The organism is Streptomyces sp. Da 82-17 (genome assembly GCF_046098215.1).
Taxonomy (GTDB): domain Bacteria; phylum Actinomycetota; class Actinomycetes; order Streptomycetales; family Streptomycetaceae; genus Streptomyces.
Genome location: NZ_JBJURH010000004.1, coordinates 25,248 through 51,562 on the forward strand (window position 1 = coordinate 25,248; position 26,315 = coordinate 51,562).

Annotated in this window: 27 protein-coding genes; 14 read left to right on the plus strand and 13 right to left on the minus strand. The window is 72.5% G+C overall.

Annotation, left to right across the window (positions count from 1 at the left end; all coding sequences use genetic code 11):
* Nucleotides 1-24: 24 nt before the first annotated feature.
* From ACIDOF_RS07670 to mshD, 7 genes are all read right to left on the minus strand, one after another.
* On the minus strand, nt 25-450 hold the full coding sequence (locus ACIDOF_RS07670; RefSeq protein WP_409004961.1) for an NUDIX hydrolase: 426 nt from the start codon (nt 448-450) through the stop codon (nt 25-27).
* Nucleotides 447-1,514: a CHAD domain-containing protein gene (locus tag ACIDOF_RS07675; RefSeq protein WP_409004962.1), complete on the minus strand. Its 1,068-nt coding sequence runs from the start codon at nt 1,512-1,514 to the stop codon at nt 447-449. The genes ACIDOF_RS07670 and ACIDOF_RS07675 overlap by 4 nt, the downstream gene beginning before the upstream one ends.
* Nucleotides 1,495-3,852, minus strand: a complete 2,358-nt coding sequence (locus tag ACIDOF_RS07680) for an RNA degradosome polyphosphate kinase (protein WP_409004963.1) — start codon at nt 3,850-3,852, stop codon at nt 1,495-1,497. Before ACIDOF_RS07680 ends, ACIDOF_RS07675 begins: the two co-directional genes overlap by 20 nt.
* A gap of 153 nt (nt 3,853-4,005) precedes the next feature.
* On the minus strand, nt 4,006-4,971 hold the full coding sequence (locus tag ACIDOF_RS07685) for an ABC transporter permease (protein ID WP_409004964.1): 966 nt from the start codon (nt 4,969-4,971) through the stop codon (nt 4,006-4,008).
* Nucleotides 4,968-5,963, minus strand: a complete 996-nt coding sequence (locus ACIDOF_RS07690) for an ABC transporter ATP-binding protein (RefSeq protein WP_409004965.1) — start codon at nt 5,961-5,963, stop codon at nt 4,968-4,970. The genes ACIDOF_RS07685 and ACIDOF_RS07690 overlap by 4 nt, the downstream gene beginning before the upstream one ends.
* Entirely contained in the window at nt 5,960-6,361 is a 402-nt protein-coding gene (locus ACIDOF_RS07695) for a GntR family transcriptional regulator (RefSeq protein ID WP_409004966.1), read from the minus strand. Before ACIDOF_RS07695 ends, ACIDOF_RS07690 begins: the two co-directional genes overlap by 4 nt.
* Nucleotides 6,362-6,474: 113 nt before the next feature.
* Nucleotides 6,475-7,398, minus strand: a complete 924-nt coding sequence (gene mshD / locus ACIDOF_RS07700; protein ID WP_409004967.1) for a mycothiol synthase — start codon at nt 7,396-7,398, stop codon at nt 6,475-6,477.
* A 311-nt stretch (nt 7,399-7,709) separates the two neighbouring features.
* Here mshD and ACIDOF_RS07705 point away from each other — a divergent pair, with 311 nt between their 5' ends.
* From ACIDOF_RS07705 to ACIDOF_RS07715, 3 genes are all read left to right on the plus strand, one after another.
* The gene (locus tag ACIDOF_RS07705; protein WP_409005341.1) at nt 7,710-9,488 is read left to right on the plus strand and encodes a bifunctional metallophosphatase/5'-nucleotidase; all 1,779 of its coding nucleotides are present in this window, start codon (nt 7,710-7,712) and stop codon (nt 9,486-9,488) included.
* Between the two features lie 67 nt (nt 9,489-9,555).
* Nucleotides 9,556-10,860, plus strand: a complete 1,305-nt coding sequence (locus ACIDOF_RS07710; RefSeq protein WP_409004968.1) for a DUF2993 domain-containing protein — start codon at nt 9,556-9,558, stop codon at nt 10,858-10,860.
* A 556-nt stretch (nt 10,861-11,416) separates the two neighbouring features.
* Complete coding sequence (locus ACIDOF_RS07715) at nt 11,417-12,319, plus strand: phosphatidylinositol-specific phospholipase C (RefSeq protein WP_409005342.1); 903 nt, start codon at nt 11,417-11,419, stop codon at nt 12,317-12,319.
* Between the two features lie 72 nt (nt 12,320-12,391).
* Here ACIDOF_RS07715 and ACIDOF_RS07720 read toward each other — a convergent pair whose 3' ends face one another.
* The 5 genes from ACIDOF_RS07720 to ACIDOF_RS07740 all read right to left on the minus strand — a co-directional run bounded on the left by ACIDOF_RS07720 (nt 12,392) and on the right by ACIDOF_RS07740 (nt 17,805).
* Entirely contained in the window at nt 12,392-13,822 is a 1,431-nt protein-coding gene (locus ACIDOF_RS07720) for an ATP-binding protein (protein ID WP_409004969.1), read from the minus strand.
* A complete protein-coding gene (locus tag ACIDOF_RS07725; protein WP_409004970.1) occupies nt 13,819-14,550 on the minus strand; it encodes a response regulator transcription factor in 732 nt (243 codons plus the stop codon). The genes ACIDOF_RS07720 and ACIDOF_RS07725 overlap by 4 nt, the downstream gene beginning before the upstream one ends.
* A 174-nt stretch (nt 14,551-14,724) precedes the next feature.
* Complete coding sequence (locus ACIDOF_RS07730; RefSeq protein WP_409004971.1) at nt 14,725-15,792, minus strand: S1C family serine protease; 1,068 nt, start codon at nt 15,790-15,792, stop codon at nt 14,725-14,727.
* A 151-nt stretch (nt 15,793-15,943) separates the two neighbouring features.
* Nucleotides 15,944-16,969 carry a LacI family DNA-binding transcriptional regulator gene (locus tag ACIDOF_RS07735; RefSeq protein ID WP_409004972.1) on the minus strand — a complete coding sequence of 342 codons (1,026 nt, stop codon included), beginning with the start codon at nt 16,967-16,969 and terminating at the stop codon, nt 15,944-15,946.
* 23 nt (nt 16,970-16,992) lie between these two features.
* Nucleotides 16,993-17,805: a winged helix-turn-helix domain-containing protein gene (locus tag ACIDOF_RS07740; RefSeq protein WP_409004973.1), complete on the minus strand. Its 813-nt coding sequence runs from the start codon at nt 17,803-17,805 to the stop codon at nt 16,993-16,995.
* A gap of 281 nt (nt 17,806-18,086) precedes the next feature.
* Between ACIDOF_RS07740 and ACIDOF_RS07745 the strand changes: the two genes are divergently transcribed.
* The 8 genes from ACIDOF_RS07745 to ACIDOF_RS07780 all read left to right on the plus strand — a co-directional run bounded on the left by ACIDOF_RS07745 (nt 18,087) and on the right by ACIDOF_RS07780 (nt 23,531).
* Nucleotides 18,087-18,992 (plus strand): alpha/beta hydrolase, encoded by a 906-nt coding sequence (locus ACIDOF_RS07745; protein WP_409004974.1) that lies wholly within the window; start codon nt 18,087-18,089, stop codon nt 18,990-18,992.
* 37 nt (nt 18,993-19,029) lie between these two features.
* Nucleotides 19,030-19,284 (plus strand): MoaD/ThiS family protein, encoded by a 255-nt coding sequence (locus ACIDOF_RS07750; protein WP_409004975.1) that lies wholly within the window; start codon nt 19,030-19,032, stop codon nt 19,282-19,284.
* 10 nt (nt 19,285-19,294) lie between these two features.
* Entirely contained in the window at nt 19,295-20,539 is a 1,245-nt protein-coding gene (locus ACIDOF_RS07755) for a hypothetical protein (RefSeq protein WP_409004976.1), read from the plus strand.
* Nucleotides 20,540-20,719: 180 nt separating this feature from the next.
* The gene (locus tag ACIDOF_RS07760; protein WP_409004977.1) at nt 20,720-21,454 is read left to right on the plus strand and encodes a DUF2993 domain-containing protein; all 735 of its coding nucleotides are present in this window, start codon (nt 20,720-20,722) and stop codon (nt 21,452-21,454) included.
* Nucleotides 21,455-21,696: 242 nt separating this feature from the next.
* A complete protein-coding gene (locus tag ACIDOF_RS07765; protein WP_351229977.1) occupies nt 21,697-21,777 on the plus strand; it encodes an Ms5788A family Cys-rich leader peptide in 81 nt (26 codons plus the stop codon).
* A 218-nt stretch (nt 21,778-21,995) separates the two neighbouring features.
* Nucleotides 21,996-22,838: a sulfurtransferase gene (locus ACIDOF_RS07770; protein ID WP_409004978.1), complete on the plus strand. Its 843-nt coding sequence runs from the start codon at nt 21,996-21,998 to the stop codon at nt 22,836-22,838.
* Between the two features lie 19 nt (nt 22,839-22,857).
* Nucleotides 22,858-23,145, plus strand: coding sequence for a DUF1416 domain-containing protein (locus ACIDOF_RS07775; RefSeq protein ID WP_409004979.1), 288 nt, complete (start codon nt 22,858-22,860; stop codon nt 23,143-23,145).
* A gap of 128 nt (nt 23,146-23,273) precedes the next feature.
* Nucleotides 23,274-23,531 (plus strand): DUF3099 domain-containing protein, encoded by a 258-nt coding sequence (locus ACIDOF_RS07780; RefSeq protein ID WP_409004980.1) that lies wholly within the window; start codon nt 23,274-23,276, stop codon nt 23,529-23,531.
* Between the two features lie 15 nt (nt 23,532-23,546).
* On the opposite strand, the gene ACIDOF_RS07785 is transcribed toward ACIDOF_RS07780, so the two are convergent.
* Nucleotides 23,547-23,909 carry a DsrE family protein gene (locus ACIDOF_RS07785; RefSeq protein WP_409004981.1) on the minus strand — a complete coding sequence of 121 codons (363 nt, stop codon included), beginning with the start codon at nt 23,907-23,909 and terminating at the stop codon, nt 23,547-23,549.
* 299 nt (nt 23,910-24,208) lie between these two features.
* On the opposite strand from ACIDOF_RS07785, the gene ACIDOF_RS07790 reads away from it, so the two are divergent.
* The 3 genes from ACIDOF_RS07790 to ACIDOF_RS07800 all read left to right on the plus strand — a co-directional run bounded on the left by ACIDOF_RS07790 (nt 24,209) and on the right by ACIDOF_RS07800 (nt 26,315).
* Nucleotides 24,209-24,781, plus strand: a complete 573-nt coding sequence (locus ACIDOF_RS07790; protein WP_409004982.1) for an FABP family protein — start codon at nt 24,209-24,211, stop codon at nt 24,779-24,781.
* Nucleotides 24,782-24,856: 75 nt separating this feature from the next.
* On the plus strand, nt 24,857-25,315 hold the full coding sequence (locus tag ACIDOF_RS07795; protein WP_409004983.1) for a Fur family transcriptional regulator: 459 nt from the start codon (nt 24,857-24,859) through the stop codon (nt 25,313-25,315).
* A gap of 34 nt (nt 25,316-25,349) precedes the next feature.
* Complete coding sequence (locus ACIDOF_RS07800) at nt 25,350-26,315, plus strand: YgfZ/GcvT domain-containing protein (protein ID WP_409004984.1); 966 nt, start codon at nt 25,350-25,352, stop codon at nt 26,313-26,315.

The following is a 26,315-nucleotide window of genomic DNA, read 5'->3' on the forward strand; positions in this document are numbered from 1 at the left end:
CCTCTCAGGGGGCGGAGCCCGCGGTTACGGGAAGGGGCGGGGCTGGGGAAGAAGGGGCAGCAGGGCGTCCACCAACTCCCGGTCACGGACCTGCGTCAGGCGCGCTCGTGCCTCCAACGGCGGGAGCCAGATCGCCGCGTCCACCTCGGAGTTGGGGACGAGGGCGCCCTCGCCCGCCTCCGCCGCCCAGTAGTGGACCTGCTTCGGACGGCCCCGTACGACGTAGTGGGCTGTGGGGAGGCGGGGGCCGGGTGTGCAGGTGAGGCCTGTTTCCTCCGCCACCTCGCGTACCGCCCCGGCCAGGGGATCCTCGCCGGGCTTGAGCTTGCCCTTGGGGTGGGACCAGTCGTCGTACTTGGGGCGGTGGACCAGGCAGACCTCGATGGCGGTGTGCGTGCGGCGCCACAGGACGCAGCCCGCCGCGAGGATGGGGGCCGGCCCCGGCGTCATGGCGCGCTCACCGTCCGGTCGGGCAGGGCGGAAGCGTTCCGGCGCCACACCGCCTGGAAGGCGAAGCGGGCCGCCTCCACCTCGTGCCGCTGGTCGGCGTGCAGCACGCCGAGGGCGTACGCCGTGGCCGGGGCGATGCGTGGGGTGCGGGCGGCGGAGGCCGCGGCGGTGGCGGCCTCGGCGGCGTCGCGGTGCCGGTCGAGGGCCTGGCCCGCGCCGAGGAGGCGCAGGTCGTGGTCCGGTTCGGCGCCGATCGCCTCCTGCGCGTACCGGTGCAGGCGGAGCAGCAGCCGGACCTGGTGCCAGGGCGCGTCCTGGGACTCCGGGGCGGCGTCGGCGCCCAGGCCGTGGAGCAGCGCCTCGGCGTTGTACGGATGCCCGGCCCGGACGAGCGGAAGCGCGGCGACCGCTTCGCTGAGGCGGGCCTCGACGTCCGCGGCGAACGGCGCGAGCGGGTGCCCGGCGGCGTCCCGGCGCAGCGGGACCTCGCTGGCGAGTACCGCGACCCCGTCCGCGACCGCGTGGAAGCGGGACGAGCCGAGCGCCTGCAGGGCCGTGGAGTGGGCGCGGGTCCGGGCAAGCGTGAGCTGACGCTCGATCAGCGCGCCCGCCTTGGCCGCGCCGACCGTGAGTCCGCCGGACTGGGCGGGCACGGCGGCCCCGCGGTCCACGGCGGAACCGGCGGGTCCGGCCGGGCTCGCGGGGGAGAGCCGGTGCAGGGCGCCGATCAGCCGGTCGAGGCGGGCCGCGTACGCGTGCTCGCGTGCCAACGTGCCGGACAGCCAGGCGAGTTCGGTGCGCAGCTGGTCCGACCAGTCCGCGTCGAGCAGCGGCCGGAAGGTGTGCAGCGTGCCGCTGATCCGGCGGGCCGCGGCGCGCAGCGCGAGCGCGGGCTCGGCGGCCTCCTCTGCGCTGCTCTCCCGGTGCTGCCGCAGTGCGCGCAGGAATTCCGTGGCCTGCCCGCGCAGGTAGGGCGCGAGCACCTCCCCGGCCACGGGCGCCTCGCCTCTCGCGGTGACCCCCCGGGCCATGGGGGTGTCGCTGTCAGGGTGTCGCTGAACCACGCCGGCGCCTCCGGGCGTCTATGAGCATCTCCTGTACGTTCCGCAGCGGCCGGCCCTCGGGGTCGGTGGCCTGCCGGGTCCAGTCGCCGTCCGGGCCGAGGTGCCAGGAGGCGGTGGTGTCGGACATGCCCGTCTCCAGAAGGCGGTTGAGGGCCGCGCGGTGGGCCGGGTCCGTGACCCTGACCAGTGCCTCGATACGACGGTCGAGGTTGCGGTGCATCATGTCGGCGCTGCCGATCCACACCTCGGGTTCGCCGCCGTTGCCGAAGGCGAACACCCGCGAGTGCTCCAGGAACCGTCCGAGCACGGACCGGACCCGGATGTTCTCCGAGAGTCCGGTGACCCCGGGGCGGATCGCGCAGATGCCGCGCACCCAGATGTCCACCGGCACGCCCGCCATCGAGGCCCGGTAGAGCGCGTCGATGACGGCCTCGTCGACCATCGAGTTGACCTTGATCCGCACGTACGCCGGGCGGCCCGCGCGGTGGTGCTGGGTCTCCTTCTCGATGCGGGAGACCAGGCCGTCGCGCAGGGACTTGGGGGCGACGAGGAGGCGGCGGTAGGTCTCGCGGCGCGAGTAGCCGGAGAGCCGGTTGAAGAGGTCGGAGAGGTCCGCGCCGACCTGCGGATCGGCGGTGAGCAGGCCGAGGTCCTCGTACAGGCGGGCGGTCTTCGGGTGGTAGTTGCCGGTGCCGACGTGGCTGTAGCGGCGCAGCGTCTCGCCTTCCTGGCGGACCACGAGCGACAGCTTGCAGTGCGTCTTCAGGCCGACCAGGCCGTACACGACATGGCAGCCGGCCTCCTCCAGCTTGCGCGCCCACTTGATGTTGGCCTGCTCGTCGAAGCGGGCCTTGATCTCGACGAGGACGAGGACCTGCTTGCCGGACTCGGCGGCGTCTATCAACGCGTCCACGATCGGGGAGTCGCCCGAAGTCCGGTACAGGGTCTGCTTGATGGCGAGGACGTCCGGGTCGGCGGCCGCCTGCTCCAGGAAGGCCTGGACGGAGGTGGAGAACGAGTCGTACGGGTGGTGCAGGAGTACGTCGCGTTCGCGCAGGGCCGCGAAGATGTCGGGGGCCGAGGCGGATTCGACCTCGGCGAGGTCGCGGTGGGTGCCGGCGACGAACTTCGGGTACTTGAGCTCGGGCCGGTCCAGGCCCGATATGCCGAACAGGCCGGTGAGGTCGAGCGGTCCGGGCAGCGGGTAGACCTCGGCCTCGGAGATCTTCAGCTCGCGGATGAGCAGGTCGAGGATGTGCCGGTCGATGGACTCCTCGACCTCCAGGCGCACGGGCGGGCCGAAGCGGCGCCGCATGAGCTCCTTCTCCAGGGCCTTGAGGAGGTTCTCGGCGTCGTCCTCCTCGACCTCCAGGTCCTCGTTCCTGGTCACCCGGAACATGTGGTGGGCCTCCACCTCCATGCCGGGGAACAGCTCCTCCAGGTGCGCGGGCGCGGCGATCACGTCCTCGACCGGCACGTACCGGCCGGGGGAGGCCTCCAGGAAGCGGCTGAGCAGCGGCGGCACCTTGACCCGCGCGAAGTGCCGGTGCCCGCTGACGGGGTTGCGCACGACGACGGCCAGGTTGAGCGAGAGCCCCGAGATGTACGGGAAGGGGTGGGCCGGGTCGACGGCCAGCGGGGTCAGGATGGGGAAGATCCGCTGCCGGAACAGCGTGAAGAGGCGTGCCTGTTCCTTCTCGGTGAGCTCGGCCCAGCGGACGAGGCTGATCCCCTCGTCGGCGAGCGCCGGCGCCACGTCCTCCTGGAAGCAGGCGGCGTGCCGGGCCATCAGCTCGCGGGTGCGGGTCCAGATCAGGTCGAGGACCTCGCGGGGCTGCAGTCCGGAGGCGGAGCGGGTGGCGACACCGGTGGCGATGCGGCGCTTCAGGCCGGCCACCCGGACCATGAAGAACTCGTCCAGGTTGGACGCGAAGATCGCCAGGAAGTTGGCGCGCTCCAGGAGCGGGGTGTGCGGGTCCTCGGCGAGTTCGAGGACCCGCTCGTTGAACGCGAGCCAGCTCCGCTCCCGGTCCAGGAACCGCCCCTGCGGCAGCTCGGCGCCGTCGACGTCCTTCTCGTACCCGTCGTACGTGTCGAGGTCCGCGTCGATGTCCGGTTCGAGGTCGGAGACGGCGGCGGCCACGGTGTGCGGGCGGTGGGCCGCGATGGAACCGACCGACGGCTGGGCGTTCTGGGCGTGCTGGGCGGCTGCCTGGGCGCTGGCCTTGTTCATGACGCCATTCTTCCGCGTACCGGGGCTTCCGGGCGCGCCGAACGAGGACGCATCGAGACCCGCTCCGGTGTTCGGAAGGGGCGGCTCGGGGACGGCGGGCTGCATTCCGTGAGCTTGGCAAGGGTCCCTGAACCGTTGGTTACGGCGACATGACGTGCGGGACATCGGCGGGCGACCCCCGGGAGTCCGGTGGCCGCCCTGCTCCGTCGGACGTACGGGGCCGTCGGCGGATGCCTGCCGTGGGCGGGCGCGTGCCGCTCAGGGCGTGCGGCGGCGCAGCACCAGGAACGCGGCCCAGACGGCGGCCGCCGCGAGGGCGAGGACGATGCCGGTCTCGACGAACTGGGTGTACCAGAAGTGCGAGCGCGGGTGGTAGTCCGCGAACCAACCCGCGATCTCGGTGTCCGAGGGGCACGGGAAGTGTGCCATCTGGTCCGGCGTGCACTGGCGGGCGACGAAGCGCTCCCCGGCCGCGTTGGTGACGCCCACGTCGGTCATGAACGCGCCGCGCGGCAGCACGCCGATCCAGTGCGGCTCCATGGTGGTCGCGGGCCCGGACGCCTGGACGACCGGCCAGAGCTGCCAGCGCAGGGTGCCGAGCAGGGCGAGGAGCGCGCCGGTGACCAGGGCGGTGAGCGAGCCGGCGAGCAGGGTGCGGCGCACGAGCAGCCCGGTCAGGGTGCCGACGGCCACGGCGAACAGGCAGTACGCGAGGAGGGCCGGGCCGGAGGCCTCGTAGACGCCGCGGTCGGCCCAGTGCATGTTCCAGCTGCCGAGGAGGTCGGCGGCGCCGAAGCGGAAGACGGCCATCAGGGCGAGGGCGAGGCCCGCGGTGATCCCGGCCGCGGTGGCGAGGCGGGAGGCGAGCCAGCGGGCGGGCGTGACGGACTGGGTCCAGGCCAGGCGGTGCGTGCCGGCCTCCAGTTCGCGGGCGGTGAAGGGGCCCGCGACGAAGACGCCGACGAGCAGCGGGAACAGCAGCAGCGCGTGCGAGGCCTTGCCCATGGCCTCCCTGAGCAGGTGCTCGCCGTCGGCGAAGCCGAGGAACGTCGGCTCGCAGGGGCCGACGCAGCTGCGGTCGACGGGCGGGTAGGCGCTTGCGCCCCAGCGCAGGAAGACGGTCGTGGCGGCGGCGAGGACGAGGACGGCGAGGGCGGTGCGCAGGGTCGGGCGGTGCAGGCGGAGTTCGACCCAGCGGGGGCCCTTGAGGAGGGGCGTGCTCATGCGGCGACCTCCTGCCCGGCCTGCGCGTCCTGGCTCGCGTCCGGGGTCGCGGTCGGGGTCGCGTCCGGGGTGAGGAGCGCGGGGGTGTCGGGGGAGCGGAGATGGGCGAGCAACAGGTCCTCCAGGGACGGTTCCTGGGCCTCCCAGGCGGCGCCGACGGCACCGGCGGGGCGGATCAGGGCGGTGGTGCCGCGCCCGGTGGCGCGGGACTCGACGACGGTGTGCGGGGCGAGTTCGGCGACGGAGCCGCGGCCGGTGACCAGGGTGTGCGCGGCGAGCAGGTCGTCGATGGCGCCGCCGAGGCGGACACGGCCGGCGGAGACGAGCAGCAAGTGGTCGCAGGCGTCGGCGAGTTCACCGACGATGTGCGAGGACATCACGACCGTCGTGCCGTGCTCGGCGGCCTGCGCCATCAGGGTGCCCATGAGCTGGTGCCGGGCGAGCGGGTCGAGGTCGGCCATCGGCTCGTCGAGCAGCAGCAGCTCGGCCCGCTTGCCGAGCGCGAGGGCGAGCGCGACCCGGGTGCGCTGCCCGCCGGAGAGCGCCCGGACGCGTACGGACGGGTCCAACTCCCCCTCCTCCACGACCCGTCGGGCGAGCGCGGCGTCCCAGCGGCCGGGGTTGAGCTCGGCGCCGAGGCGGAGCGTGTCGGCGATGCTGAGCTGCGGGTGGAGCGGCTTGTCCTGGGCGACGTACGCGACCCGGGGGCGGGCCTCGGCCGGGCTCGTGCCGAGGACGGTGAGGCGGCCCGAGGTGGGGCGGACGAGCCCGGCGGCGAGCGCGAGCAGCGTGGACTTGCCGGCGCCGTTGGGCCCGACGACCGCGCAGATCCGGCCGGCCGGCAGCCGGAAGCCGCAGTCGTCGAGCGCGGGGCCGCGGCGCCTCCCGTACGTCTTGCCCAGTGCGGCCGCCTCGACGGCGGTGTCCGCGGCTGCGGCGGTGCTCGCGGCTGGGTCGGTGCCTGCGGCTGCGGCTGTGGCGGTTCCGGTCATGCGCTGTCCCCCTCGTTCCCCTCGGATGTGAACTGCTCTTCCAGTACGGCCGCGAACAGGGCCTCCACGTCGTCCCGTTCGAGCCCCGCCGCCCGCGCCCGCTCGGCCCAGCGGCTGAGCTCGCCGTGCAGCGGGGAGTCGGCGGGCGCGGAGCCCAGGGACCGGGTCACGAAGGTGCCGAGGCCGCGGCGGGCCTCGACCAGGCCCTCGCGTTCCAGCTCGCGGTAGGCCTTCAGGACCGTGTTCGGGTTGATGGCCGTGGCCTCGACGACCTCGCGGGCCGTGGGCAGCTTGTCGCCCGGCTCCAACAGGCCGAGGCGCAGGGCCTGTTTGGTCTGCTGCACGAGCTGGACGTACGTGGCGACACCGCTCCGCCGGTCGATCCGGTAAGCGAACACGTCTGCTCAACCCCCTTTCACTAATCAAGTAGTGAAAGGGTGATCCAAAGAAGGGGCGGCGTCAAGAGCCGAAGCTCCCGACGCCGCCCCAACCCGCCTGAGACGAAAGGGATTTACGTCTCCGTGCGGTACATCAGGTCCGTCTCGTGCGTGCTGAAGCCGAGCCGCTCGTACACCGAGACGGCCGCCTTGTTGTCCGCATCCACGTACAGCATCGCCGTCGGCAGGCCCGCGGCGGCCAGGTGGCGCAGGCCGATCGCGGTGAGCGCCTTGCCGAGGCCGGTGCCCTGGGCGGCGGGGCGGACGCCGACCACGTACACCTCGCCGAGCCTCTCCTCCGCGTGCACCTTCGTCCAGTGGAAGCCGAGCAGCTCGCCCTCGGCGTTCTCGGCCAGGAAGAAGCCCGCCGGGTCGAACCACGGCTCGGCCTTGCGGTCGTCGAGGTCGCGCTGGGTGAGCGCGCCCTGCTCGGGGTGGTGCGCGAACGCCTCCGCGTTGGCCGCGAGCCACCGCGCGTCGTCCTCGCCGGGCACGAAGGTGCGTACGGTCACGCCGGCGGGCAGGGCCGGCTCGGCGATCGCGTCGGGGCTCAACGGGCGGCGCATCTGCCGCAGTTCGCGGAACAGTGTGAGGCCGAGGACCTGCGCGAGGTGCCGGGCCGCCGAGTGCCCGCCGTGCGCCCAGACCCGCAGCCGCTTGCCGGACGCGGCGAGCAGCGCCGTGCCCAGGGCGCGGCCGTGGCCGTGGCCGCGGTGGCCGGGGTGGACCACGAGTTCGCCGGCCGGCGCCTCGACGGGGTCGGTGTCCTCCAGCTGGGCGTAGCCGACGAGTTGGCCGTCGACGGAGAGCAGGAGGTGCCGCACGCCTTCGCGCGGCCGGCCGCGCAACTGCAGCCGGCCCTGCTCGGACACCGCCTGCTGGCCGTCGGTGCGGGCGGCGTCGGCGAGCAGCGCGAGCACGGCGGCGGCCTGTTCCTCGGTGAGCGCGTCGAGGGTCTGGATCGAGCGCGGCGGGACCGCGGGAGCTGCGTCTGTCATGGCATCGAGCGTACGTCGAGTCGCGCCGCGAACCCATGGACGCGGCGGTTCCGCCACCGCTCGCCGCGGGGTGCGGCCGGGGAGGGCGCGGTGGGCGCGGTGGGCGCCCGCGGGCCGGGTGGGGTGGCCGGGTGCGGCGGCCGGGTGGGGCGCGGGTGCGGTGCGTGGCGGGCGAGCGGCAACCAGCTCGTAACCTGTCACCCCCTGTTGCGCTACGCGCGTTGACTCTAGGCTGCCGCTCGACCGCGTGGACCTGTGGAGGGGAAGAGATGGCTGGCAGAGCTCAACGGCGCCGTATCGGGGGCCGGTTGATGGTGGGCGTCGTGGCGCTCGGCGCGAGCGCCGGGGTGCTCGCGGCGGCGCTGCCCGCGGGCGCCGAGGGCGGCGCGAGCGGGACGGACTGGGCAAGCCGGGGCGACGTGCCGCGCATGGTGGACGTCCAGCTGCTCTCGTTCAACGACCTGCACGGCAACCTGCAGCCGCCCGCGGGCTCCTCGGGCCAGGTGACGGAGCGCCAGCCGGACGGCAGCGAGAAGAAGATCGACGCGGGCGGTGTCGAGTACCTCGCCACGTCGCTGCGCAAGGCCCGCGAGGGCCACCGGTACAGCGCGACCGTCGCGGCCGGCGACCTGATCGGCGGCTCGCCACTGCTCTCCGGCCTCTTCCACGACGAGCCGACCGTCGAGGCGCTGAACAAGCTCGACCTCGACGTCAGCAGCGTCGGCAACCACGAGTTCGACGAGGGCCGCGACGAGCTGCAGCGCATCCAGAAGGGCGGCTGCCACCCGAAGGACGGCTGCTACGAGGAGGGCAAGGAGTTCGAGGGCGCCGACTTCCCGTACCTCACGGCGAACGTGACGGACGAGAAGACCGGCAAGCCGCTGCTCAAGCCGTACTCCGTGTGGGAGAAGGACGGGGTGAAGATCGGCTTCATCGGCCTCACCCTGGAGGGCACCCCCGACATCGTCTCGGCCGAGGGCATCAAGGGCCTGAAGTTCCACGACGAGATCGAGACGATCGACAAGTACGCCGCCGAACTGGACAAGCAGGGCGTGAAGTCGATCGTCGCGCTGGTCCACGAGGGCGGGGCGCCCGCCTCGCAGGCGTACAACTACGACTGCGACAGCCCCGGCCCCGGCGACGGCGTCTCCGGCCCGATCTCCGACATCGCGAAGGGCGTCTCGTCCAAGGTCGACGCGTTCGTCACCGGCCACACCCACCAGGCGTACGTCTGCAGCATCCCCGACCCGGCCGGCAAGCCCCGCCTGGTCACCTCGGCCTCCTCGTACGGGAAGCTCTTCACCGACACGACCCTCACGTACGACCGCGCCACCAAGGACATCGTGCGCGCGGGCGTCCGCTCGGCGAACAAGGTCGTGAGCCGGGACGTCGCCAAGGCGTCCGACATGACCTCGCTCATCGAGCGCTGGAACAAGCTGGCCGCGCCGATCGCCGACAAGCCGGTCGGGTACATCTCCGGCGACATCCCGGGCCGCGGCGCCGGCACCCTGGAGCAGCCGCTCGGCGACCTGATCGCGGACGCGCAGCTCGCGCACGCCAAGTCCCTCGACGACAAGGCCGTGCTCACCCTGATGAACCCGGGCGGCATCCGCGCCGACCTCGTCCACAAGGCGAGCGGCAACGAGGGCGACGGCGTCGTCACCTACGGCGAGGCGTTCACCGTCCAGCCGTTCAGCAACACCGTGAACCTGGTCGACCTCACCGGCGCTCAGCTGATCACCGCGCTGAAGCAGCAGGTCAGCGGCCCGAACGAGGCCTCCCCGAAGATCCTCCAGGTCTCCGAGGGCTTCACGTACACCCTCGACATGACCAAGACCGGCGCCGACCGCGTCGTCACCGACTCGATCAAGCTGAACGGCCGGCCGATCGACGAGTCCGCCACCTACCGGGTCGCCCTCAACGCCTTCCTCGCGGGCGGCGGCGACGGCTTCACCGAGCTCGGCAAGGGCACGAACCCGCTGGTCGGCAGCGACGACCTGAAGGCCTTCAACGACTACCTGGCCGCCAACTCCTCGGCGGACAAGCCCCTCGCCCCGCCGGCGGCGAACCGCATCACGGTCGTGAAGTGACGGGTTTCCTCCCTTACTTGCAGTAGGGACTTGCTGTGGGGGGTGGCACGCATGGTCAGATGACCGGATGCGTACCACCCCCCACCGCATATCCACAGATCGTCCAGACAGCGTTCACGACCACCCGTCGCGAGACGAGGCCTACGGCGGCCCGTACGGGAGCCGGGCCGAGGGTCCGTACGAGAACCCCTACGAGAATCCGCACGAGAGCCCGTACGAGAACCCGTACGACGAGTTGGCCGCCCTGGCCGGGAATCCGCTCGACGAGTTCCTGCGCGAGGAACCGGACGAGGACGACGACTCCTGGTCCCCGCCCAACCACCGCCGCAACAGCCGCCGAAAACGCAACCGCTTCGCGGGCCTGCCGATCGCCGCGAAGGTGCTCGTCCTCCTGCTGGCGGCAACCGCCTTCCTCGGCCTCGGCGACCGCTGGGCGCTCCTCTACACCGAGCACGAGGCCGCCGCGAAGCTCAAGGAGGCCATGCACCTCAGCGCCGCACCCGAGGTGGAGATCGACGGCTTCCCCTTCCTCACCCAGGCCCTCGACGACCGCCTGGACACCGTCCGCATCACCGTCCCCGACGTCGCCGCCGACCGCGTCTCCCTCGCCAAGGTCTCCACCACCGCCCACGACGTACGCATCAAGGGCGGACTCCTCGACTTCAAGGGCGCCGAGATCGAGTCCATGGACGGCGAGGTGCTGCTCTCCTTCGACGACCTGAACCGTGAACTCGGCGCCTCCCAGGTCACGTTCACCGCCCGCGGCCACGACCGCGTGATCGCCCGCGGCACCCTCCCCGTCGCCGGGCACGACCTCAAGGTGGCCGCCGAGGCCCGCATCCAGCGCAGCGGCGACCACGGCATCTCCACCCGCATCGGCGGCATGCGCCTGGACATCGGCGACCTGGCCACCTACCGGCCCGGCACCGGCCCCGGCCAGGGCCTGCACCTGAGCCGCAAGTCCGCGGACCGCCTGCGCCACGAGACACAGAAGGTGAAGGCCCTCTTCCGCGTCGACGAGGTCGTACGCCGCCTCGGCGTCCCCGACTCCGCGGTCCGCGCCGCCCTGCAGAACGAGCACAAGCTCGCCGAACTCACCGGCTCCCCGCACTTCGTGAAGAAGCTGATGCGACTCAACCTGATCGACGTCGCGATGGGCCACCCCTGGCTGCTGAAGAAGCTCGGCCTCGACCCGGCCCTCCTCGACGGCCTCACCGAACTCACCCGCCCCGCCCTCGCCGACCGCCTCTCCCTCGGCTTCCAACTCCCCAAACTCCCAGGCACCGGCGACGTCCGCCTCCGCGACGTGAAGGTCGAAAAAGACGGCATCCGAGTCCACCTGAACGGCATCGGCCTGACCTTCGACAAGTAACGGGGGGCGGCGGGCGGGCGCCGGCTGACGAGCCCCCCTGCGCCGACGGCGGGTTGGGCCGTGGGGCCCGGCACGGAGTGGTTGCGGCCCTGAAAGGGGCGCGGGGAACTGCGCGCCCGGCCGACGACCGGCGATTGCGGCCGATGGTGAGCACGTGGCAGATGCGGCCGCCTGTGCCGGCGGCGGGCCGGGCCCGGGCGGGGGCCCGGCACGGAGGGTTTGCGGCCCTGAAAGGGGCGCGGGGAACTGCGCGCCCAGCCGACGACTGGCGATTGCGGCCGACGGCGATCACGTGGCAGACGCGTCTGCCTGCACCGACCGAGCGCCCTCGGCAGACGCGCCCGCCTGCGCCAACGGAGCGCACCGGGCCAGACACGTCCGCCTCCGCCGACGGCGGGCCCGGCCGGGGGCGTGCGCCCGGGGCCGACCGGGCGGGGCCGACCGGGCGGGGCTCGGGACCACCCGGGGGGCGGGAGTGGCCAACTTCCGCCCCGGGATTGTCACTTACGCATCTGTCGCCCCACCCACCACCTGTGCTTCGCTCCCTCCCATGACCATGGACCGACGGGGATTCCTCACGGGTGCGGCGGCCCTCTCCGCCGCCGCACTTCTCACCTCGGCCGGCACGGCCGCCGCGCGCCCGAGGGCCGCCGCCACCCTGGGCACCCAGGACTGGATGGCGGGCCTCGGCGACGGCACCGCGCTGGCCGCACTCACGATTCCGGGCACCCATGATTCGGGGGCGCGCTTCGGCGGCCTCTGGGTCGAGTGCCAGAACACCACCATCGCCGAGCAGCTCACCTCCGGCATACGTTTCCTCGATGTGCGCTGCCGCGCCATCGACGGCTCCTTCGCCATCCACCACGGCGCCTTCTACCAGGAGTTGATGTTCGGCGACGTCCTGATCGCCTGCCGCGACTTCCTCTCCGCCCACCCCTCCGAGACCGTCCTGATGCGGGTCAAGCAGGAGTACTCGGAGGTCGGCGACGCCGAGTTCGGCGCCGTCTTCACCGACTACCTGGACGCCCGCGGCTGGCGCTCCCTGTTCCACATCGGGGACGCCCTGCCGACGCTCGGCCAGGCCCGCGGCAAGGTCGTCCTCCTCGCGGACAACGGCGGCCTCCCCGGCGGCATCCGCTGGGGCGACACCTCCGTCTTCGCCGTCCAGGACGACTACATGGCCGAGCCCTTCGCCAAGTGGCCCAAGATCGAGGCCCACTTCCGCGAGGCCGCCGGGCGCCCCGGCCCCTGCTACATCAACTTCGTCAGCACCGCCGCGGGCCTCCCTCCCCGCTGGAACGCCGACCGCCTCAACCCCCAGGTGCACGAACTCCTCGACGGCGAGGGCACGGCCTGGCGCGGCCTGGGCATCGTCCCCATGGACTACCCGAACACGAGGTCCGGCCTGGTGGACTCCCTGATCCGCCACAACGCCCCGGCGACGACCACGGCCCCCTGACCCCGCTCCCGTTCACCTCGCCCCCGTTTACCCCGCTCCCGTTCACCCCGCCCCCGTTCCCGCCTCCGCCGGTCACGCCTCCGCCGGTCCCGGCGGGGGCGTGGGCGCGCCGGGGAGTCTGATCACCGCAACCGTGCCCGGGCCGCCGCCCGGCGCGGGTCTCAGCTCCGCCGCGCCCCCGCACTGCTGCACCGTCCGCGCCACGATCGACAGGCCGAGCCCCGACCCCGGCAGGCTGCGGGCCGACGGCGATCTCCAGAACCGGTCGAAGACATGCGGCAGTTCGTCCTCCGGAATGCCCGGCCCCCGGTCCCGCACGGTCAGCTCGCCCCGGTCGAGCCGTACGTCGATCCGGCCGCCCGGCGGGCTGAACTTCACGGCGTTGTCCAGGACGTTGACCACGGCCCGCTCCAGCGCCGGCGCCTCCGCCCGCACGTACCAGGGCGCCAGCTCCGCTTCGACGGTCAGCTCGGGGCCGCGCAGCCTGGCCCGGTCGATGGCCGTCCGCACGATCGTGTGCAGTGCGACCACCTGCACCTTGCCCGGCCCGCCGGTCTCGTCCGGTCTGGACAGCTCCTGCAAGTCCCCGATCAGCGCGGCCAGTTCGGTCATCTGCGCCTTCACCGAGGCGAGCAGCGCCTTGCGGTCCTCGGCCGGAAGGGCCCGGCCCGTCTCCTCGCTGCGGGCGAGCAGCTCGATGTTCGTCCGCAGCGACGTCAGCGGCGTACGCAGCTCGTGGCCCGCGTCCGCGATCAGCTGGGCCTGCCGTTCCTGCGAGGAGGCGAGGGCGGCCGTCATCGCGTTGAACGAGCGGGACAGGCGCGCGATCTCGTCGTCCCCCTCCGCCGGGATGCGTACCGTCAGGTCCTCCGTCCGCGCCACGTGCTCCACGGCGCCGGTGAGCTCGTCCACGGGCCGCAGTCCGGTCCGCGCCACCCACAGTCCGGCCGCCCCCGCCCCGACCACGCCGACCCCGGCGACCAGGGCGAGGACCAGGGTGAGGTCGCTGAGGGTGTCGTTGACCTCGTTGAGCGGGCGGGCCACGGAGACCGCCCCCTTGTACCCGGCGAGGGGGTAGGTCAGCACGCGGTACTCCGTGCCGGCCTCCGACCTCGTGTTGTGCAGGCTCTGCGGCGAGCGGCCGTCCGCCACCGCGATGTCGCTGTCCGCCACGGCGACGGCCTTGCCGAGGACCGTGCAGGTCACGCCGTCCGGGTTGAGGACCTGGACCGACAGCCTGAACGGGTTCACATCCTCCGGCAGCACCGGCCCCTGCGAGCGGCACTGCGTCCCGTCGACCTGCTGCAGCACCCAGGTGCTCGACACCCGGTTCTGCTGCAGGGAGTCGTCCAGCGAGTCGTACAGCGCGCCGCGCACGATGAACCAGCAGGCCGCCGCGCTCGCCGCCACCGCGACCGCCACTGCCGTGGCGACGAGCAGGGCGAGCCGGGACCGCAGGGGCAGCGCGCGGAAGCGCCGCACCGCACCGTTGACCTCGCTCATTCCGCGCCGCCCGGCCGGAGCACGTACCCCACCCCGCGGACCGTGTGCACCAGGCGCGGTTCGCCGCCCGCCTCGGTCTTGCGGCGCAGGTACATCACGTACACGTCGAGGGAGTTGGAGCTCGGCTCGAAGTCGAAGCCCCAGACGGCCTTCAGGATCTGCTCGCGGGTGAGGACCTGGCGGGGGTGGGCGAGGAACATCTCCAGGAGCGTGAACTCCGTGCGCGTCAGCTCCACCGGCCGTTCGCCGCGGACCACTTCGCGGGTCGCCAGGTTCATCCGCAGATCGCCGAACTCCAGGACGTCCGTGTCCGGGCCGCCCTGCGCCGCGAGCTCCGCCGCCGCGTACGAACTGCGGCGCAGCAGGGCGCGGATGCGGGCGAAGAGTTCGTCCAGCTCGAAGGGCTTGACCAGGTAGTCGTCGGCGCCGGCGTCGAGTCCCGTGACGCGGTCGCCCACCGTGTCCCGGGCCGTGAGCATGAGGATCGGGGTCGTCGAGCCGGTGGCGCGGAGTCTGCGGGCGGCGGTCAGGCCGTCCATGCGGGGCATCTGGATGTCGAGCACGATCAGGTCCGGCCGGGTCGACGCGGCCTTCTCCACGGCCTCGAGACCGTCCGCGGCGACGTCCGTCCCGTATCCCTCGAAGGCGAGGCTGCGCTGCAGGGCCTCGCGCACGGCGGGCTCGTCGTCGACGATCAGGATGCGCTGCTTGGCGTCTTCGGGGCTCATGGCTGTCGGGTCCTCGTGGGCTTGTGCTGGTGTCGTGCCGTCAGCCTCGCACGGAGTCGCGGCCCGTGCGTCGACCTGTGGACAACCTCCCGACGGCCTCGACATCAGCCTGTGGACAACCGGCTCGGCGGCCCGCTGACGTGGTATGCGCACGGGTACGCGGAAGAGGCGCCGTCAGTCCGTCGCCCCCGCCCGCAGCTTCGCCAGGTCGGCCTTGACCGTGTCGATCGGGATGGCGAAGCCGAGCCCCACCGAGCCCGAGCCCGAACCGGACCCGCTGCCCGAACTCGGCGAGTACATCGCGGAGTTGATGCCGATGATCTCGCCGTTCATGTCGATGAGCGCGCCACCGGAGTTGCCGGGGTTGAGCGAGGCGTCGGTCTGCAGCGCCTTGTACGTGGTCTTCGACGAGCCGGTGTCGCCGTTGAACTGCTGCCCCTCGAACTCGAACGGCCAGCGCCCGCCGCCGCCTTGCTGCTGGTCCTGGCCGCCGTCCTTGGACACGGTCACGTCGCGGTCCTTGGCCGAGATGATGCCGCTGGTCACGGTGCCGGTGAGGCCCTCGGGCGAGCCGATCGCGACGACCTGGTCGCCGACGTTCACCGCGTCCGACTCGCCGAGCGTCGCCGCCTGCAGGCCGGACGCGCCGCGCAGCTTGATCAGCGCCAGGTCCTTGTCGGCGTCGGTGCCGACGACCTCGGCGGTGTGCGTCTTGCCGTCGTTGGTGCGCACCTTGACCGTGGAGGCGCCGGACACCACGTGGTTGTTGGTGACGATCTCGCCGTCCGACGTGATGATCACGCCCGAGCCGGTGGACTCACCGGAGGGCGTCTCGGCCTGGATCTCCACGATGCTGTCGCTCACCGCGTTGGCGACCCCGCTGACGCTGCCCTTGCCGCCCGCCGCCGCGTTGGTGCCGTTCACGCCGGTCGTCGCGGCGGCGGCCGTGTTCCCCCACAGCTCCTGCGCCGCGAACGCCGTACCGCCGCCGACCGCCGCGGCCCCGAGCGCCACGGCGGCGAGCAGCGCGACCGGCCCCTTCGCCTTCCGCCGCCCCCGGCCACCCGCGGGGGCCGGGCCGGGGGCGTACGGGGGCGGGGGCGGGTAGGCGCCGTGCGCGCTGTCGTGGAATCCGGCGTTCGCGAAGGCCGGCTGCTGGGGTCGTTCGCCGCGGTGGTCGCCGGTGTGGTCGCCGCTGTGTGCGCTGCTGTGGTCGCCGTTGTGGCGGAAGCTTTCGGTCATGTCTCAGAGCTTCGACGGCGATCATGAGAACCGTCTGAGTACGTCCTGAGAAGCCCGGCAGAAGCCCGTATGCCGGAAATAAAGCCCCGCCCCGGGGTGCAGCGCCGCAGCGGCACCCGCAGGCGCCGCAGCGCCGCCGAGAGCCCGGGTGTCAGTGCTCGCAGCCGCAGGAGCGGCGTACCACCAGACGCGAAGGGAAGAGCCGCAGCCGCTCCCGGCGGGATCCGCTGACCCGCAGCGAGTCGTCGAGCAGCAGGTCGACGGCGGCCCGCGCCATCGCCGGCCGGTCGGAGGCGACCGTGGTCAGCGGCGGGTCGGTGAGCGCCGCCTCCTTGACGTCGTCGAACCCGGCGACGGCCAGCTCGCCCGGCACGTCGATCCGCAGCTCACGCGCGGCGCGCAGCACGCCGATGGCCTGGTCGTCGGTGGCGCAGGCGATCGCGGTGGGCCGGTCGGGCCCGGAGAGGATGCGCAGCGCGACCTCGTACGCGTCGTAGCGGTTGTACGGCGCCTGGAAGAGGCGGCCCTCCGTGGAGATGCCGGCCTCGGCCATCGCGCGCCGCCAGCCCTCGATGTGGTCGGCCACCGGGTCGCCGATGGTGGGCGTCGACTCGGTGATGCCCAGACAGGCGACGTACTCGTGGCCGTGCTCCAGGAGGTGGCGGGTGGTGAGCTGGGCGCCGCCGACGTCGTCCGTGACGACCGCGACGTCCTCGATGGCCTCCGGCCGGCGGTGCAGCAGCACCACGCGCGCGTCCCAGGCGTCGATCTCCGCGGCCGCGTGCTCGCTGGGGCCCTGACTGACGAGGATCAGACCGGCGACGCGCATGCCGAGGAACGCCCGCAGATAGTGCACCTCGCGCTCGTCCAGGTAGTCGGAGTTGCCGACCAGGACCATCTTTCCGCGCTCGGCGGCGGCCTGTTCCACGGCATGCGCCATCTCCGCGAAGAACGGCTGGCGCGCGTCCGGCACGATCATGCCTATGAGGTCGGTCCGCCGCGACGCCATGGCCTGGGCGACCCGGTCGGGCCGGTACCCCAGTTCCTTGATCGCTGCGAGTACGCGCTCGCGCGTGGCCGGGGCGACCGGCCGGGGTCCGTTGTTGATGACGTAGCTGACGACCGCGGTCGACGTCCCCGCCAGTCTTGCCACATCGTCCCGCGTCACCTTGGCCACGTGCGAAGTCTACGCGGGGAGAGCTAACTCTTTGCAGGTCGCGTACCGGCCGGGACCGGCTCTTCTGCCGCCTTGTGGGTGACAGAAGCCGCAGAAGCGACATCCTCCCCCTCGGGCTTGGGGCGCGCCTGCTTCGCCTTCTCCTGATCGGCGTTCCGCTCGACCTTCTCCGGCGTCACGAAGCGGTAGCCGACGTTGCGCACGGTGCCGATCAGCGACTCGTGCTCGGGGCCGAGCTTGGCGCGCAGCCGCCGTACGTGGACGTCCACCGTGCGCGTACCGCCGAAGTAGTCGTAGCCCCACACCTCCTGCAGCAGCTGCGCGCGCGTGAAGACGCGGCCGGGGTGCTGCGCCAGGTACTTGAGGAGCTCGAACTCCTTGAAGGTCAGGTCGAGCACCCGGCCCTTCAGCTTCGCGCTGTACGTCGCCTCGTCCACGGAGAGGTCGCCGTTGCGGATCTCCATCGGGGAGTCGTCCCCGGTGATCTCCTTGCGGCCCATCGCGAGCCGCAGCCGGGCCTCGACCTCGGCCGGCCCCGCGGTGTCCAGGAGTACGTCGTCGATGCCCCAGTCGGCGGTGACGGCGGCGAGGCCGCCCTCGGTGACGACCAGGATCAGCGGGCAGCCGGGCCCGGTGGAGCGGAGCAGCTGGCAGAGGCTGCGCACCTGTGGCAGGTCGCGGCGGCCGTCGATCAGGATGACGTCGGCACCGGGGGTGTCGACGAGTGCGGGGCCCTCGGCGGGGGCCACGCGCACGTTGTGCAGGAGCAGGCCGAGGGCGGGGAGCACCTCCGTCGACGGCTGAAGGGCGTTGGTCAGGAGCAGCAGAGAGCTCATCGCGACCCACCTGCCCGGGTCGGGTGACTGTCGTGCACGGTTTGCTCGCCCATTACGTCGGTTCCTCCTCGGTCCCTGCGCTGGGGGCATCTCCCACGCCAGGTGCGGCAGTGGGGGAGTTTGCGGCACTGCTTCGTACGTGCACAGCCGCTGTTGCCGGTGCGGCACCCGCGCCCTGGGTTCCGCCGCTCCTCCGGGCCCCGTACTGCGAGGCGGCCCGAAAGCACGAAAGGACCCGGGGGCTGCGCTGCCCAGGTCCTCTGCCAAGGAGAATAGCCCACATGAGCACCGGATCGGCAGGGCGTGTGACGCGAACTACTCCGCGGCGGCCTCGCCGGAAGATCACCGACAGCGGCGGGGACGGCACGCTGCGTACCACGCTGCGCGCCTCCGACGGGGTCCCCGTGGACGCCCGGTACGAGCCCGGGCCGGACGGTTCCGACGGCCTCGCGATCGTCCTCGCGCACGGCTTCACCGGCGACCTGGAGCGCCCGCACGTGCGCCGCGCGGCGACGGTTTTCACGCGGTACGCGAGCGTCGTCACCTTCACCTTCAGGGGGCACGGCAGATCGGGCGGCACGTCGACGGTGGGCGACCGCGAGGTGCTCGACCTGGCGGCGGCGGTGGCCTGGGCGCGCAGCCTCGGGCACGCGCGCGTGGTGACGGTCGGCTTCTCGATGGGCGGCTCGGTGGTCCTGCGGCACGCGGCCCTGCACCGCGCGCCCGAGGGAGGCCCCGCGGAGGAGGGGCGCACGGACGCGCACGCCGACGCGGTCGTCTCCGTGAGCGCCCCCGCGCGCTGGTACTACCGCGGCACGGCCCCGATGCGCCGCCTGCACTGGCTGGTCACGCGCCGGGCCGGGCGGGTGGTCGGCCGGCACGTCCTGCGCACCCGCATCCACCACCGCGACTGGGACCCGGTGCCGCTCAGCCCGGTCGAGGCGGTCCCGCTGATCGCCCCGGCCCCGCTCCTGATCGTGCACGGCGACCGCGACCCGTACTTCCCGGTCGACCATCCGCGGATGCTGGCCGACGCCGCGGCCGGGGCGGCCGAGCTGTGGCTGGAGCCGGGCATGGGCCACGCCGAGAACGCGGCGGGCGAGGAGCTGCTCGTCCGCGTCGCGAGCTGGGCGGTCGCGAAGTTTTCCACAGGCTGCCCGGGCCGGGACGCCGAGCACGGATACTGAGTCGGTACGCAGGTACGCAACGAAAGGAGCGCCCGCCATGGCCAACGGCACCATCCGCTATTGGGCGGCCGCCAAGTCCGCCGCCGGCACGGCCGACGAGCCGTACGACGCGGCGACACTCGCGGAGGCGCTGGACGCCGCCCGGGAGCGACACCCCGGGGAACTCGTCCGCGTCCTGCGGCGATGCTCGTTCCTGGTCGACGGTGACCCGGTCGGCACCCGCGCCCATGAGACGGTGGCGCTTGCCGAGGGCGGCACGGTCGAGGTGCTCCCGCCGTTCGCAGGAGGGTGAGCGTCACACGATGAGCCAGCAGCCGTACGAGTCGCACGACCCGTATCAGCAGTCGCCGCAGCAGCCGGGCACACAGGAGTGGCCGCAGGGCGGCGGGTACGAGGAGGCGCAGGGCCGGACCCAGACCTTCCAGGGCCAGACCTGGGAGACGGGGTACGGACAGCCGCCCGCCGCGGACCAGACGTACCCCCAGCACCACCAGGCGTACGAGCAGCAGCCGCACCAGGAGTACCCGGCGCAGCCGCAGCACCAGCAGGCGTACCAGGCCCAGCCGCAGCGGCACGTCCAGCCGCAGCCCCAGCCCCAGCCCCAGGCCCAGGCCCAGGCCCAGCATCAGGGGCAGTACCAGCCGCAGGCCGCCGCCACGGACACCGCGTACCTGCCGCCGCAGGGGCAGACCACCGAGCCGATCGGCCGTGCGTCGAGCGAGCTGCTGCAACCCCCGCAGTCCCAGGAGGCCGCGCCGACCGGCGGCGCAGAGGCGGACGAGGAGCCTCGGCTCACGTACGCGCAGCGGGCCCGGCTCGAAGGGCGGTCGCCGATCATCGAGCCCGGCATGAAGCCCGCCGCGCTCACCGCCGTGCTCGCGCTGCTGCTGGCGGGCGGGGCGGCCCTCGGGGCGTTCGGGCTGCTCGTGCCGGTGCTGTTGCTGCAGGCGCTGACGGCGGCCGGCTGGTTCCGGCTCAACGGCATGTGGCCCGCGCGGCAGGGCATCGCGCTCGCCTTCCTCGGCGGCGTGGTGGCCGACGCGATGGTGCTGGTCGTCGGCCGGGAGCAGGCGCCGGGCGCGATCATCGGCACCTGCGGTGTGTGGGTGCTCCTCACGCTCGTGCTGCAACTGCGCAGCCACGCGGGCGCGGACGAGCGGATGTACGGCCTGATGGCCACGGTCTCGTCGGCCGCGCTTGCGATCCTCGCGGGCGGCAGTCTCGCCGCGGCGCCCGAGGCGGTGTCGGTCGGCGCGGTCGCGGTGGCCGTCGCGGTGCTCGCGCGGGCGCTGCCGCTGCCCGGCGCGGCCTCCGTCGTGGTGGCCCTGCTCGCCGCCGCGGGCGCGGGCATCGCCGTCGGCGGGATGACGGAGATCGGCCCGTCCGGTGCGCTGCTCGGCGCGGGTGCCGGGGTGTGCGCCCTGGTCGGCCTGCGGGTGGCGAGCTACGACTACCCGTCCCGCTTCGTGCACATGACCGCCGGAGTGGCCCTGCCGCTGACGGCCGCGGTGCCGGCGCTGTACCTGCTGGGCCGGGTGGTGGCCTGACCGGCGGCCCGCCCCGCCGCGCGAGCCGCGGCAGGGCGGGCGGGCCAACGGCCCCCGCTGTCACAGCTCTTCGACAGGTCCCCGTCGCGATTCCACCTGGAACCCGCGGCGGGGGCCTGTCGTTTAGGCTCGCGAACGTCCGTACCGGCGGGGGAATTTCATGGGGGGAAGCACCGAACCATGCGTGCACTGCGAATACTTCTGATCACTGTCGTCGTGCTCGGCGGCCTGTTCGTCGCGGCCGACCGGGTCGCCGTCGGCTTCGCCGAGGACAAGGTCGCCGAGAAGCTGCGCAGCAGCGAGGGGCTGCAGCAGGACCCGGAGGTGGCGATCAACGGCTTCCCGTTCCTGACGCAGGTGCTCGGCGGCGAGCTCGACGAGGTGCAGATCGGCATCGACGGCATGCAGGCGTCGAGCGGCGCCGGCAAGGTCACCATCGCCGAGCTGGACGCGCGGATGCGCGGTGTGGCCTTCGACTCGAACTTCAGCTCCGCGACCGCCGCCGAGGCCACGGGCTCCGCCCGGATCGGGTACGACGAGCTCCTGAAGGCCGCGAAGGTCGAGCCGGTCGAGGTCGCCCCCGGCGTGACCGCGAAGGTCGTCGGCCTCTCCGACGGCGGCAACGGCAAGATCAAGGTGGCCGTCCAGGCGACGGTTCTCGGCCAGACGCTGCCGGAGCCCGTCGAGGTGGTCAGCTCGGCGGACGTCGAGGGCGGCAAGACGGTCAAGGTGCACGCCGACAAGCTGCCGAAGCTGGGCGCGGTGCCGGTGGCCGAGCAGCGGATGCGGCAGATCACGGACTTCGAGCAGGCCGTCGACGGCCTGCCGGCGGGCATCGAGCTCGACGAGGTCACCGCGGAGAAGGACGGCGTACGGATCACGGTGAAGGGCACGAAGGTCCAGCTCGCGGGCTGAAGCGGGCCGAAGGCCAGGCCCAGCGGGCCGCCGGACGGCCCGGGCGCGAGCACGCGATCACCCCGCTGGTCCGTATCGCGAGACGGACGTGTCCGGAAAACAGATGTGACGGGAGCGGCAGCCGCCCCGGAGCCCCTGCACACAGGGCCCGGGGCGGTTTCCGTATCGCAATACGGACGATCGTGTCTCAGAATACGACACACCGGTGACATGGCCGCCGATCCCTCCCTACGATCGGGGCCATGAAGCGACAGGCGGATCTCACGAAGCGGCGGGCAGTCGACCTGTGCCGCGTCGCCGCCATGCTCTGTCGCCCCGTCTGAGCGGGAGCTCCAACTCCCGTATTCCCCGGGCCCTTTGACGCCGAACCCGAACCGGCGTCCGCCGGGCCGCCCCCGTGCCGCGTGCGCCGCGACGTCGCCGCGTACCCGTGCCGCACGCACCACCCCTCGCGCACCACCCCCTCCCGCCCGCCGCCCGACCACCACCCCTAGTGGAGCGCTTCGCGCCCTGCGCCTACCGCCCCGGAGGAGAGAACAGCATGAGCCGCAGCGACGTCCTGGTAGACGCCGACTGGGTCGAGGCCAACCTCGACAACCCGCAGGTCGTCATCGTCGAGGTCGACGAGGACACCTCCGCGTACGACAAGAACCACATCAAGAACGCGATCCGGATCGACTGGACCAAGGACCTGCAGGACCCGGTCCGTCGTGACTTCATCGACCAGGAGGGCTTCGAGAAGCTCCTGTCGGCGAAGGGCATCGCCAACGACTCCACCGTCGTCCTCTACGGCGGCAACAACAACTGGTTCGCGTCCTACGCCTACTGGTACTTCAAGCTCTACGGCCACCAGGATGTGAAGCTCCTCGACGGCGGCCGCAAGAAGTGGGAGCTCGACTCCCGCGACCTGGTCGACGGCTCCGAGGTCCCCAGCCGCCCGGCCACCGAGTACAAGGCCAAGGCGCAGGACACCTCGATCCGTGCCTTCCGCGACGACGTCGTGAACGCCATCGGCTCGCAGAACCTGGTCGACGTCCGTTCGCCCGACGAGTTCTCCGGCAAGCTCCTCGCCCCGGCGCACCTCCCGCAGGAGCAGTCGCAGCGCCCCGGCCACGTGCCGAGCGCCCGCAACATCCCGTGGTCCAAGAACGCCAACGACGACGGCACGTTCAAGTCGGACGAGGAGCTGAAGAAGCTCTACGCCGACGAGCAGGTGGACCTCGCCAAGGACTCCATCGCGTACTGCCGCATCGGTGAGCGCTCGGCCCTGACCTGGTTCGTGCTGCACGAGCTGCTGGGCGTCGAGAACGTCAAGAACTACGACGGCTCGTGGACGGAGTACGGCTCCCTCGTGGGCGTCCCGATCGAGCTCGGCTCCAACTGAACCAGGAGGACAGTGACTTATGTGTGGAGCACAGGTCGGCGGCCCCGACGCCGCGACGATCAAGCCCGGTGAGACCACCATCCAGGGCCAGGTGACCCGCGACGGCGAGCCCGTCACCGGTTACGTCCGCCTCCTGGACTCGACCGGCGAGTTCACCGCCGAGGTCCCCACCTCCGCGACCGGACAGTTCCGCTTCTACGCCGCCGAGGGCACCTGGACCGTACGCGCCCTGGTGCCGGGCGGCACGGCGGACCGTACCGTCGTCGCGCAGACCGGAGGCCTCGCCGAGGTCGCCATCGCCGTCTGACGACAGTCGGCACTTCTTGACGGCCGGAGGGCCGCACCCCTGGGGGTTGGACGCCATACCAGGACGCGGGTGCGGTCCTCCGGCTCTGCGCTGCCCGGACTCCCCGGGCCCCGCTCTACGCTGGAGACATGTACGCGCGAAGGCGGCACGTCTACTTCGCCATGATGGGCACCTGCCTCGCCCTCTTCGTCCTGGCGTGGGCCGTCGTGCGCCTCTGGTCGATCCCCGTCGCCGTCGGCATGTGCGTGGTCGCCATGGTCATCCCGCCGCTCGCCGCGATCGTCGCCAACCGGCGCGGGCCCGACGACCGCTGGTGGGACGACCCCAGCGGGGACCCGAAGTCCGACGAGTGGTGGGACGAGCTGGACGGCAAGAAACGCCGCTGAGGATTTCAGCAGTTCTCAGTACACGAGCGCCTGCGTGTCGTCCGCCAGCGACTCCTGCACGAAGACCTGCGCGCCCGCGATCCGCACCCCGTCGATGACGTCGTCCTGCGTGATGTCGCGGCGGGCCGCGCACTGCGTGCAGAGCGTGATCCGGCCGGCCGCGCGGATCGACTCGATCAGGTCCGGCAGCGGCGCCGCGTGCGGCAGCTCGAACTCGGCCGCCCGGCCCGGCAGCGCGAACCACGCGGACTCGCCGGTCAGCCAGAGCGACACCTCCACCCCGCTGGCCGCGGCCACGGCCGCCACCGTGAAGGCCTGGGAGCAGCGCTCGGGGGCGTCGGCCCCCGCGGTCACCTTGATCACGAGCTTCTTCGCCATGCCGCGCACTGTAATCCCGTACGGCCGTCCCGTACGGCCGCGAGGGCGGGGCGGCCCACCTCACAGAGAACGACGGGGGTGGGCCGACTAAGCTGGGGCGCGGCCCCGTCCTGCTAACCGCTCATCGAGGAGCACCCCGTGCTTGAGGCATTCTTCTCAGCCCTGCTGGTCCTGGTCTGCGTCGGCGTTCTCGCGTTCGCCGGTCTGACCGTGAAGAAGCTGTACCAGGGTCAGCGCTGATCCGGGTCCGCCGACCCGTCCGCTGATCTCCGCTCCGACACAGATCGCCTGAGTAACCCATGATCGAGATCCCGTCCGACCTCCACCCGGACCTCGTGCCCCTCACCTTCCTGCTCGGCAACTGGGCCGGCGCGGGCGTGCACGACTTCCCCGGCAGCGAGAAGTGCAACTTCGGCCAGGAAGTCAGCTTCAGCCACGACGGCCGGGACTTCCTCGAGTACCGCTCCCACACCTGGGTGCTGGACTCCGACGGCAACAAGGTCAAGCCCCTGGAGTCCGAGTCCGGCTTCTGGCGGGTCGACAAGGACCGCAAGGTCGAGGTCGTGATGGTCCGCGACGACGGCGTGGTCGAGGTCTGGTACGGCGAGCTGGCCGACAAGAAGCCGCAGATCGACCTGGCCACCGACGCCGTCGCCCGCACCGCGGCCTCCGGCCCGTACAGCGGCGGCAAGCGGCTCTACGGCTACGTGAACAGCGACCTGATGTGGGTCGGCGAGAAGCAGACGCCCGAGGTGCCGCTGCGGCCGTACATGTCGGCGCAGCTGAAGAAGGTCGTCTCGCCCGACGACGTCGCGGAGATGGCCCGCAACCTCGGGGACCTGCCGGACGACGGGATCGCCTTCTTCAAGTAACCCGGTGGTTGCGTACGGGATGGGGCGGGGTCGGCGCCTGGGAGCAGGCGGCCGGCCCCGCCTACACTTGTGCGCGTGGTGAGCACCGACTGGAAGAGCGACCTCAGGCAGCGCGGCTACCGGCTGACGCCGCAGCGTCAGCTCGTCCTCGAAGCCGTCGACACCCTGGAGCACGCGACCCCGGACGACATCCTCGTCGAGGTCCGCAAGACCGCCTCCGGGGTCAACATCTCCACGGTCTACCGCACCCTCGAGCTCCTGGAGGAGCTCGGCCTGGTCAGCCACGCGCACCTCGGGCACGGCGCGCCCACGTACCACCTCGCCGACCGGCACCACCACATCCACCTGGTCTGCCGGGACTGCACCGGGGTCGTGGAGGCGGACGTCGAGGTCGCCGCCGAGTTCATCGAGAAGCTCCGGGCGACCTTCGACTTCGACACCGACATGAAGCACTTCGCGATCTTCGGGCGCTGCGGGGAGTGCACCAAGGCCGTCCCGGACACCGGGGAAAGCGCTGCGGCGACCGGGGAATAAGACCGGCTGTCAACGAGTCGTAGTCTGAGTGGATATGAAGAGCCCCCTGCTGTCCCTGCCCGGTGCCGTCCCCGCCGAAGGCGTCGACGAAGGAGTCGCCGCGCACTACGGCGAGCTGTACCGCGAGCAGCGCGCCCTCGCCGACGGCGCCGGCCTCGTCGACCTCTCGCACCGCGGCGTCATCGCGGTCACCGGGGACGACCGGCTCAGCTGGCTGCACCTGCTGCTCACGCAGCACGTCAGCGAACTGCCCGCCGGCCAGGCCACGGAAGCCCTGATCCTCTCCGCCAACGGCCACATCGAGCACGCCCTCTACCTGGTCGACGACGGCACGACGGTCTGGGCGCACGTGGAGCCGGGCACCCGCGAGGCGCTCCTCGCGTACCTGGAGTCCATGAAGTTCTTCTACCGGGTCGAAGTCGCCGACCGCACCGAGGAGTTCGCGGTCGTCCACCTCCCCGCCGGCTCCATCGCCCCCGTCCCGGACGGCGTCGTCGTACGCGAGACCGCGCACGGCCGCGACCTCTTCCTGCCGCGCGCCGACCTGGAGGCGTACGCGGAGGCCAACGGCCCGGCGATCGGCGTGCTCGCGCACGAGGCGCTGCGGGTCGAGGCGCACCGCCCACGGCTCGGCTTCGAGACGGACCACCGCACGATCCCGCACGAGCTGGGCTGGATCGGCACGGCCGTGCACCTGCAGAAGGGGTGCTACCGCGGCCAGGAGACCGTCGCCCGCGTCCACAACCTCGGCAAGCCGCCGCGCCGCCTGGTCTTCCTGCACCTCGACGGCAGCGAGGTCCACCTGCCGGGGCACGGCACCGACGTCCGGCTCGCCGCCGACGGCCCGGACGGGCGCAAGATCGGCTTCGTCACGACCTCCGCCCGCCACCACGAGCTGGGCCCGATCGCCCTCGCCCTGGTCAAGCGGAACGTCCCGGTCGACGCGGAGCTGCTCGTCGGCACGACGGCCGCGGCCCAGGAAGTCGTGGTCGAGCCGTAA